The organism is uncultured Granulicatella sp. (assembly GCF_963545075.1).
In the GTDB taxonomy this organism is placed as follows: domain Bacteria; phylum Bacillota; class Bacilli; order Lactobacillales; family Aerococcaceae; genus Granulicatella.
The window spans coordinates 1-13,920 of sequence record NZ_CAUUHX010000050.1 but is presented as its reverse complement, the minus strand read 5'-3'; the positions used below and the strand labels follow the sequence as shown (position 1 = coordinate 13,920).

Here is a 13,920-nt window from a genome sequence, read left to right as displayed (position 1 = left end):
TACTCGATGGCACACAAATACACAATCACCAATTCGAAGATATAAAGACTTATGTTACCAGTATTGATGTATTAGCTGCATTAAACGATGGCATACAAGTCATTATTGAAATCCAAGTAGCTTATCAATTTGACTTTATTAAGCGTTTATGGTTATATCTATGTAACCAAGTGACTAAAAATGCAGATGAACATAAAAAAGATGGAGTGGAAACACATAAACTCGCAGAAGAATTATTACCTGTGTACACCATTGCCATCACAAAAAAAAAATATTTTAATGACGAGGAAATGATTCATGTATTCTGCTTCAAAGAAAAAAATACAAACGATGAATTGAAAGTTTATTTTAAAGGCTTTAAAGAAGAACAAGATTTAGCCTTAATGGCATTTTTAGAATTAGAGAAGTATAATAAAGATAAGATACAAGAATACAAAAAAGTTAGATGGATTGAGTTTTTTGGGAACCAACCCTATACACAAAGTCCGGAGAAAATTTTGGAACAAGCGGATCGAATTGTGAGCCGAATAGACTGGACAAAGGAGGAACGAAAAATGTACGATGAAAGAACAAGATATCTCCAAGCATATTCAAGTTTTTTAGCCACTATAGAAAAAGATAAGAAAGATGCAATAAATCAAGCTATGACAGAAGGAATAGCGAAAGGATTAGCGGAAGGAAAAGCACACGGTATCGAGCACGGAAAGAAAATGATGATTATCAGTTTGATTAAAGATGGTCTTCTCTCTAAAGAAGAAGGTGCAAAACGATTAAGCATTTCCGTATTTGAATTAGATGACTATTTGTCTACTGATGAATAGTAGAATAACAATATTTTAAGACGACTTCGGTCGTCTTTTTTGTTACAAAATATTCCGGAAACTTCAAAATCCTAAGCTCTAAGTTTAGGCATGAGACCGAAGGTCTACTTGCGTCCCCAGCTACTATAAAGCAAAGTCTATCTCTCAAACGTACTCTCATAAACATCCGTCCAAATAGAAAAGACTTTGCATAGTAATATTAGTGATATAAGCAACATTGCTGATTATATCACACGAAAAATTGAGACCTTAGGCTCAATTTTTAGGCATGAGACCGAAGGTCTGCTGCCGTCGTTTATTACTATAAAGCAAAGTCTATTTCTCAAAACGTACTCTCATAAATATCCGTCCAATAGAAAAGACTTTGCATAGTAGCTCAAGCGATATAATCAGCGACTGCTGATTATATCACGGGAAACTTCGAGACCTTAGGCTCGAAGTTTAGCAATGAGACCGAAGGCCTGCTTGCGTCCCTAGCTACTATATAGCAAAGTCTATTTCGTATTTATTCAGTCTAAATCAAGCTGCCCTGTATACAATTGATAGTACACGCCTTGTTTTTCCATTAAACTTTCATGGTTCCCACGCTCAATAATCTCACCATGGTCCATTACCATAATCACATCCGCATTACGAATCGTCGATAAACGATGAGCAATTACAAACGAAGTTCTACCCTCCATCAATTGATCCATCCCTTTACTAATCAACGCTTCCGTATGACTATCAATCGAACTAGTCGCTTCATCCAAAATTAACACCTTCGGATTTGCTACAGCAGCCCTAGCAATCGCGAGTAACTGTCGTTGCCCTTGAGAAAGCCCTTCTCCATCACCTGTAATTTCTGTTTGATACCCATGAGGCAAACGTTTAATAAATCCATGTGCATTCGCTAATTTTGCAGCTTTTACCACTTCATCATCCGTCGCATCTAAATTCCCATAACGAATATTATCTGCGATAGAACCTGTAAACAAATGCGTATCTTGTAATACAATCGAAATTGTTTTACGTAAATCGTCTTTCTTAATATCCGTAACAGGAATCGTATCAAACGTAATTTCCCCATTATTAATTTCATAAAAACGATTAATCAAATTCGTAATCGTAGTTTTCCCAGCACCTGTAGCACCAACAAAAGCTACTTTCAATCCAGGCTCAGCCCAAACATTGATTTTCTTCAAAATAGGTACATCTGGAACATAACTGAAATCCACTTCATTCAATTGAATATTTCCAACAACAGGGATTCTTTCTTCCCCTTTAACCCAATACCATTGTTTTGGATCTGTTTGATCTAATGTCACAGTTCCTTCATCCACTTCAGACTTTTCTTTTAATATCGCAAAAATTCGTTCCGCCCCAGCCATTGCAGCTAATAAGACATTTGTTTGTTGTGACATTTGTGCTAATGGTTGAGCAAATGTTCTTGAGTATTGTAAAAATGAAGCTAATGCCCCAACGTCCATCCCTTGGAATACAACTAAATATCCACCAACTGAAGCGGTTAATGCATAATTGATATAACTAATATTTCCTAAAATAGGGAACATAATATTCGAGTTAAATTGTGCTTGATTAGCTGCTTCTCTTAATTGATCATTTAAAGTTTCAAATTCTTTCAAGACTAATGTTTCATGATTAAATACTTTCACAACTTTTTGTCCTTCAATATGTTCTTCAACAAAACCATTCACTTGTCCTAAAACTTTTTGTTGTTCCGCGAAGAATTTGCCCGAACGACCTGCTACAACTCTTACAATCGCAAACATAATGAAGACCATAATGATTAACATTACTGTTAAAATCGGAGATAAAATAATCATCATCACAAAAGTTAACACCAATTGTAATAAAGAGCTGACAATCATCAACATACTATTATTAAACGCTTGTTGAATATTTTCGAAATCATTTGTAAAGCGAGACATTAAATCCCCATGTTTATTTGTATCAAAGAAACGAATTGGCAATGTTTGAATATGGTCAAATAAATCTTTTCTCATTGTTTCAATCGTTTGTTGGCCAATCGTAATCATAATTTTACCAGAGAAATAATTCGCAATCGCCCCAATGATATAAATCACTCCAATAACTCCTAGCATTTTTGCTAGACCAGAAACATCTTTTGTCGCAATAAAATCATTAATTAAGGGGCGAATAAAGTAAGTCCCTACAATTCCTGCAGCACTTCCTAAAACGACTAATAAAAGAACAGCGAAAAGACTCCACTTACTTTTCCATAAATAGCTCCATAAGTCGGCTAATGTTTGCTTTAAATTTTCAGGACGTTTTGGTCCGATTTTTTTAGCGCTCATCTACTTTCGCTCCTTCCATTTGAGTTTCATAAATTTCACGATACAGTTCGTTATTTTCCATTAATGTTTCGTGTGTTCCAATTCCATTCATTTTTCCATCTTCTAACACAACAATCTTATCAGCACCTTGGATAGAAGAAATTCTTTGTGCAATAATAATAACGGTTGTATCTGGTAAATGATTAAAGAACGCTTCACGAATTAATGAATCTGTTGATGTATCCACCGCAGAAGTTGAATCATCTAAAATTAATACAGCTGGTTTTCTTAACATCGCTCTTGCAATACATAGACGTTGTTTTTGCCCTCCAGAGAAATTTCTTCCTCCTTGTTCTACTTTTGTATCATAGCCATCTGGCATTTCCATAATAAAATTGTGAGCCTGAGCGTATTTAGCTACTTGAATCATTTCTTCTTCAGTTGCATGAGGATTTCCCCATAATAAGTTTTCTCGAATCGTTCCAGAAAACAGTGTGTTCTTTTGAAGAACCATCGCTACTTGACTTCTTAAATCAGAAAATGCATAATCACGAACATCTTTTCCTGCAACTCGAACACTTCCTGCCGTTGCATCATATAATCGAGGAATTAACTGAACAAGAGATGTTTTCCCAGAACCGGTTGGACCAATAATTCCAAGAACTTGTCCACTTTTCACTGAAAAATGAATATCATTTAACACTTCTTCTTGTTGATCTTTTCCGTATGAGAAATGAACATGATCAAACTCTACATCGCCACGAGTAATTTCAGTTGGAATAACGTTTTCTGGTTCTACAATATCTACTTCTGTGTCAATCACTTCAAAAATACGATCCATAGAAGCTTTTGTCATTGTTAACATGACAAAAACAAAGGAAATCATCATTAAGGACATTAAAATTTGTGTAATATATGAAATAAAACTAATCAATTCTCCAGTTGTCATTTCACCATGCATTACAAATTTTCCACCAAACCACATAACTGCAATTGTACAAGCGTAAACCGTTAATTGCATGATAGGGTTATTCCAAACGATGACATACATTGCATGTAAAGCACGTGTTTTAAAGTTTGTATTTTCAACACCAAACTTCACACGTTCGAAAGGCTCACGAACAAAAGATTTCACTACTCGAATTCCAATAAAGTTTTCTTGAAGAATACGGTTAATCCCATCCGTTGCCTGTTGTAATAATCTAAAGCGAGGAAATGCAGTTGAAATAATAAGAGCTAAACTCACTACTAAAAATGGAACGGCCACTACAAAGACTAATGACAATTGCGCATTCAATGATACTGCAAAAAAGAATGCAAATAAAAACATCATTGGCGCACGAGCTAAAATACGCATCGTCATAATCGCGGTATTTTGAACATTTGTCACATCACTCGTCATACGTGTAATTAAGGATGCATTAGAGAAGAAGTCTAAATTCTTAAATGAAAATTCTTGAATCTTCTTCATTTGCGCACTTCTTAATTCACTTGCAACACCGGTTCCTGCAATGGATGCAAATTTTGCACCTAATACCCCTGCTCCAAGAGAAATCATCGCAACGATAATCATTAAAATTCCATACCATAAAATCATCGAAGTATCTCGATTTGGAATTCCTTCGTCAATAATTTTTAACATAATAATCGGTTGCCCAACTTCGCAGACAACTTCCACTAAAATGGATAAAAATGCTAAAAATGGGAAATATTTATATTTTGAAAAATAGGGAACTATTTTCTTTAACATCTTTTCACTCCTCTTCTTATTTCATAAAAAGTATTGTATCTATTCTATCAAGGCTTAGAGTGTTTTTCAAACAATCCTATCAAGTAATTTGTAAAAAAAAGATTGACAATATATCAAAACTCTTTTATATTGTTACCATGTTCAAGTTTAGGAGGTTAACAATTATGAACAAAACATATTCTTTAACATTAATCGCATTGGGAGCAGCGCTTGTGGCAGCATTGTCACCCTTTCAAATCCCTTTAGGGCCTATTCCCATTACTCTACAAACATTAGCCATTGGATTAGTCGCTACCATCTATCGTCCAAAAGAAGCTACATTTGCCATTTTACTTTATTTATTATTAGGCGCTATTGGACTTCCTGTTTTTGCAGGTGGAAAAGGTGGATTTCAAGCTTTCTTTGGACCGACTGCTGGTTTTCTAGTGTTCTTCCCTATTCGCGCATTCGTTACTTCAATCATTGCACAGAGAAAACAAAATGCCGTTCGTCTATTTGTTGCGAATCTTTTAGGAGAAGTTGTCCTATTTATTGGTGGAATAATTGGGTTTATTCTGATTACACATGCTGATTTTTCAAAAGCTATCAATCTCGTGGTACTTCCATTTATTTTGCCAGATTTAATTAAAATCAGTTTCACAACAATCTTCGGACTATTATTATTAAAGAGTCTAAAAAATAAACTTTATTTCAGACAGGAAGCATAATTTTTTATGAGGTTAGGATGTAAAATTCTAGCCTCTTTTTATAGATTCTCTTTTATTCAACATAGTAGGCACATGGGAAAACTTATGGTAAAATACAAAGCATTAGAAGAGATAAAGGAGGATAAATTGTGACAGAATTACACTATATTAGTACTCGAGATAAAAACAATCGTGTAACAGCTTCTCAAGCAATATTAAAAGGAATTGCTGAAGATGGAGGGTTATACGTTCCAACAACAATGCCACAATTATCATTGAACTGGGAAACATTACAACACCAATCTTATCAAGAAATTGCATTCCCTATTTTAAAAGCATTTTTAACTGATTTTTCAGATGAAGAATTACAACATTGTATTCACTCTGCTTATGATAGAACTTTTGATGATCCAGCAATTGCCCCTGTTAAAAAAGTTGGCAATGCCTACATTATGGAATTATTCCATGGACGTACTATCGCCTTTAAAGATATGGCTTTATCAATCTTGCCGTATTTATTAACAACTGCAGCTAAGAAAAATCAACAAGATAAAGATATCGTCATTTTAACAGCTACTTCTGGAGACACAGGAAAAGCTGCATTAGCAGGATTTGCAGATGTACCTCATACAAAAATTATTGTCTTTTATCCAAAAGGCGGCGTAAGTACCATTCAAGAACGTCAAATGGTGACTCAAGCTGGCGACAATACATTTGTTTATGGTGTGAAAGGAAACTTTGATGATGCTCAAACAATGGTAAAAAAACTATTTAACGATGCGGATTTAAACCAAACACTAGCGGAAAAAGGATTCCAACTTTCTTCAGCTAACTCAATCAATATTGGACGTTTATGCCCACAAGTGGTGTATTATGTTTATGCTTATGCACAATTAATTAAACAAGGCGCTCTTAAAATTGGAGAAGCTATGAATGTTGTCGTTCCAACAGGAAACTTCGGAAACATTTTAGCAGCTTATTATGCAAAACAATTAGGTGTTCCAATCAAAACATTAGTCTGTGCTTCAAATGAAAATGATGTATTAGTAGACTTCTTCCATACAGGGACATACAATCGTCAAAGAAAATTCGAAGTAACAAGTTCACCAAGTATGGATATTTTAGTATCTAGTAACTTAGAACGATTAATTTTTGAAATGACTGGAAGCAATGCTGAAGAAACAAAAGCATTGATGGATTCATTAACGAATAATGGTCAGTATCATATCGAAAAAGACGTGTTAAACTCATATGAAGAGTTTTATGCTGCTCGTGCTAGTCAAGAAGAAACAGCACAAACGATTGAATCTGTTTTATCAAAAGAAAACTATTTATTAGATCCACATACAGCTGTAGCTCAATGTGCTTATGATAAATACCAACAAGAAACAAAAGACAACACTTCTACAGTCATTGTCTCAACAGCAAGCCCATACAAATTCCCTCAAAGTGTTGTATCGGCTGTAAAAGACTCAGATGTTACTGCTTTAAGTGATCAACAATTAATTGAAGAAGTTCATCAATTAAGCGGAGTAGAAATTCCTCAAGCAGTTACAAGTGTATTGGAAGCAGAAATCCGTCACACAAGAGTACTTGAAATTTCAGAAATGAAACAATCTGTTTATGACAGTTTAAATATTTAAATTCAAAAAATACCAGCCATTTTTATTTATGGCTGGTATTTTTATTGTAGTTATGCTCTCCCACTCTTTATGATAAAACTGTACCGTCTGCTAATGTAATCGTATATCCATTGAAATTAATCGTTCCTTTGTTTTCTAATGAAGTAATCGTTACATTTCCTGTTAGTGTCCATGTCGCCCCCTCTTCTACTGTAATAACTGCATTATTTTCAACTGCTGTGCCTCCTTCTGCATTTTTTACAATTTGAATGGTTCCAGTAAAGTTTGTTCCTTTGCCCATCGTGAAGTTTAAGGTTGAAACGGTATCTACTTCAATAGCTCCTGATAGAGTTTGGTTATTCGTTGTTAAATCTACTTGACCTCCATTTTGACCGGCTGTTCCCCATCCACGAGTGGCATCATTTCCTAATACTGCTAACAATCTTCCTGCTGTATCTAAGTTTTTAACGGTTACATCTTCTAAATGAATTTTACTATGAGTATTCGTTACGTAAATTTGATCTCCATTTCGTCCTGTTAATGTACCACCTTTCATTGTAAATACAGATGTTCCTGTTTCTGCATCCCCTGACATTGATTGATAAATCATTACATTATGAACATTATTATCTGAAGAACTACCTTGTGTCGAACTCATATTTCCTGTTACATCTGTATTTTCTAAGGAAATCGAATTTTGACCTTCAATCACTAAAGCTTCTGAATTTTCTGCATTTAAAGTAGCATTTTTAACGGTAATATCAGCGGTTGAATAAACTGCTGGTGAATTATAACCGTTTGATGTATACGTTCCTTTATTAACGACTACAGTACCACCACCACGGTCTGTACGAATAGCTGCTGATGAATTTCCTGCTGTTGTAACAGTTAAGTTTGTTGCATTCATTGTTCCGCCACCTGTTGTTTGAATACCTCCTGAATTATCTTTTGTTGTTTGAATGGTTGTATTTTCCACATTCACTGTTGTCTGACTTCCATAACTAAAAATTCCATTTCCATTTTGTGCTGAAGTTAAAACTGTCGCATCTTTGATAGAAACAGTTGCTCCATCTGTTGCTAAAAATCCTGCATTCATACCATAGAAATCTCCATTTTCAGTATTTGAAGTAGCACCTGCACTTTTTTGAATGGTTACTCCATTTAATGTAACAGTTGCTCCTGTAACACGTAACGCATTTTCATCATCTCCTGTTGATTCATAAGTTTCTCCTGAAATCGTTGAATCGGTTGTTACATTTGTTGCAGCTTCTCCTTGAGTAACTTGGTCACTTCCTCCAAAGCCTTCCCCTCCTGGTTTTGCGGGTACGTTTTGTGCTGTTTGAACACTATTAGAAGTGCTATCTGTTTGTGATTGAGTACTTTGACAAGCTACTAAAATACTTGCAATGGTAATAGTTGATAATAATTGTAAAATTCTTTGTCTGTTCATCTTTTTTTCCTCTCTTCCCATCAACTTGTTGTTGATGATGTTATATTAATTCATCTACTTAAAATCAACTTAAAATCATACAAAAAAGACGACACAAAGTTTTTACTTTTTGTCGTCTAATAAACATTCTCTATCTTTTAGATAATTATTATTTAATTTTATGTTTGTTCATTTTTTCTGCAAAAATATTTGTCATAATTTCTCTTAATTGTTCTCTTTCCTTTTCAGGTAAAGGTCCTTCTTGTTTTGCTACTGCATAAAGTTCTGGATATTGTTTTGCTACTCTTGCTACAGTTCTTGTTGTAGCATGTGCTCTCACTAAAAATGGAATTTTCTTAATCCATTCACTTGGTACTAATTCAAGAATTTTTTTAGCTGCTTCTTTATCCGTAATGACAGAAGTTGTTAATCCCGCATTAATTTGTTTTTGTTCATGTTCTGTAAAATCTTTAATATCCATTGTCATCCTCTTTTCTTCTTAAATTTATTTACATTTTTATTGTATCAAGTTACTGCTTTATTATCTATTTTTTGAAGCAATTATAAATTGAATTCTATTTTGTTCAACTAATTCTGCACTCAATTCTAACTGATTGATTTCAGCAATTTTTTGTGCAATCGATAATCCTAAACCACTACCACCAGTGGTTCGATTTCTGGACGTATCTACTCGATAAAAACGATCAAATAATTGATTCACTTGTTCCTCCTTCATCGATTCTGTTTGATTTGCTATACAAAATACTCCAGCAGAAACTTTTATCGTAATGACTTTATCAATAACTGTATATTTCATCGCATTATCGATTAGTATTCTAATCAATTCTTGTATCGAACTTTTGTCAGCATTTACTACACAACTCAATTCCCCTTGAAACTGAACAGATAATCCCTTTTCTTGTAAAATAGGAGATACATCATCAATTATTTCTTTGGAAATTTGAATTAAATCAATTTTTTCAGTTACTATAGACGATTGACTTTCATCATATCTTGCTAGTAATAACATTTGTTCTACTAAAGCATTCAAACGTTTAATTTGTCTTCGATTGCTATCAATACATCGATTTTCTGTACCCATCATTGCTAGTAAATCGTTATTTGCAGATAAAACAGCTAAAGGAGTTTTAATTTCATGACTAGCATTTGAAATAAATTGTTGTTGTTTTTTTACATTGTCAACAAAAGGTTGAATCGCACGTTTAGATGAGAAACGAATCAATCCGTAAATTCCAATTAAACAGATTAGAAAGACAAGAATGCTCACAATCAGCAATCTTTTAATTTGTTGAATTTCCTTGTTAGCATCTACAAAGACTAACAACGACTCTTCATTTCCTTTTGATAAACGGAAACGTAACTTCTGAATCCAACCACTTTGAACATTTCCACTGATAATTTCTTGAGTTTGTTTTTTCAAAACCTCTTCATCAACACTCACTAAATTCGTGCGATTAATTGATTGAATTTGTTGATTGGAAAATGTAATTACTGCATATCGAGTTGACAATTGGTCATCTTTTTTCCATTCAGTTCCTAAAGTTGTCAATTCTTCTAAAAAATTAACAGGTGGATTTGTACTAGGAGCATCGGGAAACGTCCCATTATGATCAATTAACATCGTTGCAACTCTATCAATTTGTTCAATCGTTTGTTGATAGTATATTCCATTCAATAATACCAACACGATAACAAGAACAAGGGAAAAAGAGAGCATTGCATTTTTTACGAAACTTTTTTGAAGTTGTTGAAACATATTTCCCTCCTACTCTTCCACTACAAGTTGATACCCTATTCCTCTTGCAGATTTGATTCTAACATTCGCTTGAATACTTGCTAATTTCTTTCGAATAGAAGAAATATTAACCCAGACAACATTAATTTCACACTCTGCATCAAACCCCCAAACTTTTTCCATCATAAAATCTGTCGATAAAATTTGATTTTGATGCAGCATAAAATATTCCATTAATTGAAATTCTTTATTATTTAATGCTACTTGTCCCTGAGGAGTCTCCATCACATATTGTTCTCGTTTTAATTGAACATTTCCTAAGGAAAGAGTTGAACTAACAAATTGAGTTGGTCTACGTAAAAGTGATTTTACACGAACTAATAATTCTGCAGCCTCAAATGGTTTGGTTAAGTAGTCGTCCGCGCCCTCTTCTAAGCCCAACACTTTATCTTCTAGTTGACTTTTAGCAGTTAACATTAAAACAGGAGTTGAAATTCCTTTAGCACGTAAACTTCTTACCACTTCAACACCATTTTTCTTTGGCATCATCACATCCAAAATAATGACATCATAAGGAGTTGTTTCTGCATAAAAAATTGCATCCTCTCCATTATCCACAACTTCCACACTATATTTTTGTAATTCAAACATTAATTTTAAAGCTTCGGCTAAATCCCATTCATCTTCAGCTATTAATATTTTCATCGCTTTTCCTCTTTTATTTGAATTGTTATCTAATTTAATTTCAATTATTATTCTTTCAAAAATCCTTGTTGTTGAATGACTTCTAATAACGCTAGTCTTTTCGGAGGTAATGTTTCCATTTTATCCGCCACTTGTTTACTGAATCGATCCACTCGATGATTTAAGTCTCTTGTATCATAGTAGCCTGTAATTTCTTCATCATACGCTTCAATATCTTTTAATGGATTTTCTAATGCTTGATATTGATTTTCCATATACATGATTTCTTTTGGTAAGCGTGGTTTTAATTGTGGTTCTTGATTTGGCCAACCTACCGCTAAACCAACTGCAGGAAATGTATATTCTGGCAATCCTAATAAATCGATAATACGCTTAGCATCATTATGTAAACTTCCTAAAAATACAGTGCCCATTCCTAATGACTCTGCGGCTACTACCATATTTTGAGCAGCAATCGTTGCATCTGTTAATCCCGCAATAAAATAATCTGCAGTCCCTTGTAATATAGCTGGTCTATCTTGTGCTTTTGTTAATTGGACATTACGATGATAATCTACTACAAATAAAAATAAGTGGCCATTCTTTTCAACATAAGGTTGTTTTGAAATCTCTGCGAAAGCTTTTTTTAATGTTGGATCTGTAATACTAATAATTGAATAAGCTTGCATAAATTTACTTGTAGCAGTATGTCTTGCTACATTGACTAATAATTCCACTTCTTCTTTTGTTAAGGCTTGATCCTTAAACGCTCGAATAGAGCGATGATTTAATTGTATTTGAATCGTTTCATTCATAATTTTTACCCCTTTATATAAATAGTGGAGTCAGCAAATGACAGAATTTGTTTTTGCTCACTCCCACTATACTAATTATTTAAAATATTTTTTAGCTGTTTCAATCGCTTTATCTTTTATCATTACTTCGCCATATTCCTGTACGACTTCCCAAGATACTCTAGAAAACTCACCGAATTCTCTTAAAAGAGCTAAATCTGCAGTGAAATCTTCCCCTCCAAAAACATCTTGGTATACATGTAGAAAATAATAGTTACTATATCGATATAAAGATGATTTTTGAACATTATATGGATACATTTTTGCTAACTGTACAAAGTCTTCAAATGAGTCAAAAAATACTGTACAATCCAGTGGCTCCAATGTTTTTTCTTTTTCCACCGGAACTTCTACTTTTTTCTCTTTTTTTGGTTTTCCCATTCGATGTCCTAAAGAATGTTGAATCGTATCGACTAAATTTCGAACGAAACGTTCGCTATCTGCTTCAATATCTTTCTTTTCAACATATTTTGTCACATATAATTCAATACCTTCTGGATTTGGCATTACTTGGAAACTCATACCTTCAGAATCTTCAAATTGATCAATAACATCCATCTCAACTAAAATACTATGGAAAAATTCTTCTATTTCTCCAGGATTGGCTAAAAGTTCTGGAACAGATGTACCGCGTTCCTGTAAATCCTCATTTTCAATTCTTACTAAAATAGTATCATCATTAATACGTTCCATTTCCATAATATTCACCTCACTTACATTACATTTAAAAATTCATTGATTATTTTTTTAGAATAGTATTATTGTAACGAATTTTCATAGAATGTAAAGTAATAACACCTTTTCTAGCTATTTCAACTCAATTCTATCATTCGTATTAGCTCAATAATAACTCTACTAATTCTTCAGCAGTAACATTTCCAAAATATTTACGAACGTCAATAGAGTCAAATACTTTAGAAACTGCATCTCGTTGATATTCAATTCCTGTTAATTTTTCTTCTACGTCACTAATTTCTCCAAGACCAAAGAAATCTCCATTAATTTTAATTTCTTTTATATGATTTTGTTCAACATTTAAGTGGAATTCCACTTGTCCTGCTGTTGTACGTTTTGATTGTGTTAACGCAAATTTTGGATTTTTTCCATAGTTCCAATCAGGATTATTAAAATAAGTCTTTCTTAATACTTCAATTTTTTCCCAATCTTCTTCTGTTAGAACATATTCTTTAATCAATGAAGTATCTTCCACTTCGAAAATATTTTTTAATAACACTTCTCTAAATTGTAAAATATCTAAATCTTGGAATTCTTCTGCCAAATAAGGTTTAATATTTGTAACACGTGAACGAACAGATTTAATTCCTTTTGATGCAATTTTATCAGCTTTTGGACGCAATAATTGCGGTAAAATCGTTACATCTACATCCAACATCAATGTTCCATGAGCTGTTAAACGACCGTTATTTGAGTACATTGCATTCCCAGAGAATTTCTTTCCATCAATAAGTAAATCATTTCTTCCTTGAAGTTCAGCGCCAGATGCCCCCATTTTATGTAGCGCACGAATCACAGGCTCTGTAAATTTACCAAAATCACGGAAACTATCTCCATCATCTTCTGTAATAAAGCAGAAACAAATATTTCCCATATCATGATATACGGCTCCACCACCAGAAAAACGACGAACTACTTGAACTCCTAATGAATCAACTCCATCTTGATTCACTTCTTCATAGGTATTTTGATTTTTCCCAATAATAATCGCATTTTCGTTTACATAAAATAACAAAATTGGCTCATCCAATTTTTTCTCATTTAACAAAAAATATTCAATGGCCAAATTAGTCGTTGCATCATAGATTTCTTTCCCATTTCGTTGATTTTTTACATAATACATAACCTAACCTCTTTTCTAATTTACTATCCTTTATTTTATCAAAAAAACGTTCTTAAAGAAAGTAAGCTACTTCATTTAAGAACGTTCTATAGGATATCTGTTTTTTGTGGTTCTATAATTTATAGGGTTGATGGAGAAAATCCACCAATCCTATTTTAGTGTA

12 protein-coding genes are annotated in these 13,920 nt (G+C 33.4%); 3 read left to right on the top strand and 9 right to left on the bottom strand.

All coding sequences use genetic code 11. From position 1 onward, the window contains the following. Positions 1-821: PD-(D/E)XK nuclease family transposase (locus tag RWZ86_RS07085; protein ID WP_314680877.1), on the top strand; the 821-nt coding region annotated here is incomplete at its 5' end. A gap of 509 nt (positions 822-1,330) precedes the next feature. Here RWZ86_RS07085 and RWZ86_RS07080 read toward each other — a convergent pair. Both RWZ86_RS07080 and RWZ86_RS07075 read right to left on the bottom strand, forming a co-directional pair. Next, on the bottom strand, positions 1,331-3,139 hold the full coding sequence (locus RWZ86_RS07080; RefSeq protein ID WP_314680875.1) for an ABC transporter ATP-binding protein: 1,809 nt from the start codon (positions 3,137-3,139) through the stop codon (positions 1,331-1,333). After that, the gene (locus tag RWZ86_RS07075; protein WP_314680872.1) at positions 3,129-4,868 is read right to left on the bottom strand and encodes an ABC transporter ATP-binding protein; all 1,740 of its coding nucleotides are present in this window, start codon (positions 4,866-4,868) and stop codon (positions 3,129-3,131) included. Before RWZ86_RS07075 ends, RWZ86_RS07080 begins: the two co-directional genes overlap by 11 nt. A gap of 164 nt (positions 4,869-5,032) precedes the next feature. Between RWZ86_RS07075 and RWZ86_RS07070 the strand changes: the two genes are divergently transcribed. Both RWZ86_RS07070 and thrC read left to right on the top strand, forming a co-directional pair. Beyond that, positions 5,033-5,575 carry a biotin transporter BioY gene (locus tag RWZ86_RS07070; RefSeq protein ID WP_314680869.1) on the top strand — a complete coding sequence of 181 codons (543 nt, stop codon included), beginning with the start codon at positions 5,033-5,035 and terminating at the stop codon, positions 5,573-5,575. Positions 5,576-5,703: 128 nt separating this feature from the next. Beyond that, complete coding sequence (gene thrC / locus RWZ86_RS07065) at positions 5,704-7,197, top strand: threonine synthase (RefSeq protein WP_314680867.1); 1,494 nt, start codon at positions 5,704-5,706, stop codon at positions 7,195-7,197. A 67-nt stretch (positions 7,198-7,264) separates the two neighbouring features. Here thrC and RWZ86_RS07060 read toward each other — a convergent pair whose 3' ends face one another. From RWZ86_RS07060 to RWZ86_RS07030, 7 genes are all read right to left on the bottom strand, one after another. Beyond that, the gene (locus RWZ86_RS07060) at positions 7,265-8,626 is read right to left on the bottom strand and encodes a hypothetical protein (protein WP_314680866.1); all 1,362 of its coding nucleotides are present in this window, start codon (positions 8,624-8,626) and stop codon (positions 7,265-7,267) included. Positions 8,627-8,774: 148 nt separating this feature from the next. After that, positions 8,775-9,086, bottom strand: a complete 312-nt coding sequence (locus tag RWZ86_RS07055; RefSeq protein ID WP_314680865.1) for a hypothetical protein — start codon at positions 9,084-9,086, stop codon at positions 8,775-8,777. Positions 9,087-9,146: 60 nt separating this feature from the next. Beyond that, entirely contained in the window at positions 9,147-10,382 is a 1,236-nt protein-coding gene (locus RWZ86_RS07050) for a HAMP domain-containing sensor histidine kinase (protein ID WP_314680863.1), read from the bottom strand. A gap of 9 nt (positions 10,383-10,391) precedes the next feature. Beyond that, positions 10,392-11,066 (bottom strand): response regulator transcription factor, encoded by a 675-nt coding sequence (locus RWZ86_RS07045; RefSeq protein ID WP_314680861.1) that lies wholly within the window; start codon positions 11,064-11,066, stop codon positions 10,392-10,394. A gap of 47 nt (positions 11,067-11,113) precedes the next feature. Then, positions 11,114-11,860, bottom strand: coding sequence for an oxygen-insensitive NADPH nitroreductase (gene nfsA / locus RWZ86_RS07040; protein ID WP_314680858.1), 747 nt, complete (start codon positions 11,858-11,860; stop codon positions 11,114-11,116). Between the two features lie 75 nt (positions 11,861-11,935). After that, positions 11,936-12,598, bottom strand: coding sequence for an adaptor protein MecA (locus tag RWZ86_RS07035; protein ID WP_314680857.1), 663 nt, complete (start codon positions 12,596-12,598; stop codon positions 11,936-11,938). Between the two features lie 136 nt (positions 12,599-12,734). Continuing rightward, complete coding sequence (locus tag RWZ86_RS07030; protein ID WP_314680855.1) at positions 12,735-13,757, bottom strand: lipoate--protein ligase; 1,023 nt, start codon at positions 13,755-13,757, stop codon at positions 12,735-12,737. Positions 13,758-13,920: the final 163 nt, after the last annotated feature.

Coding starts and splice junctions, on each gene's coding strand:
- RWZ86_RS07055 (WP_314680865.1), bottom strand. CDS start 9,086: ATGGATATTAAAGATTTTACAGAACATGAACAAAAACAAATTAATGCG.
- RWZ86_RS07050 (WP_314680863.1), bottom strand. CDS start 10,382: ATGTTTCAACAACTTCAAAAAAGTTTCGTAAAAAATGCAATGCTCTCT.
- nfsA (WP_314680858.1), bottom strand. CDS start 11,860: ATGAATGAAACGATTCAAATACAATTAAATCATCGCTCTATTCGAGCG.
- RWZ86_RS07045 (WP_314680861.1), bottom strand. CDS start 11,066: ATGAAAATATTAATAGCTGAAGATGAATGGGATTTAGCCGAAGCTTTA.
- RWZ86_RS07030 (WP_314680855.1), bottom strand. CDS start 13,757: ATGTATTATGTAAAAAATCAACGAAATGGGAAAGAAATCTATGATGCA.
- RWZ86_RS07060 (WP_314680866.1), bottom strand. CDS start 8,626: ATGAACAGACAAAGAATTTTACAATTATTATCAACTATTACCATTGCA.
- RWZ86_RS07080 (WP_314680875.1), bottom strand. CDS start 3,139: ATGAGCGCTAAAAAAATCGGACCAAAACGTCCTGAAAATTTAAAGCAA.
- RWZ86_RS07075 (WP_314680872.1), bottom strand. CDS start 4,868: ATGTTAAAGAAAATAGTTCCCTATTTTTCAAAATATAAATATTTCCCA.
- RWZ86_RS07035 (WP_314680857.1), bottom strand. CDS start 12,598: ATGGAAATGGAACGTATTAATGATGATACTATTTTAGTAAGAATTGAA.
- RWZ86_RS07070 (WP_314680869.1), top strand. CDS start 5,033: ATGAACAAAACATATTCTTTAACATTAATCGCATTGGGAGCAGCGCTT.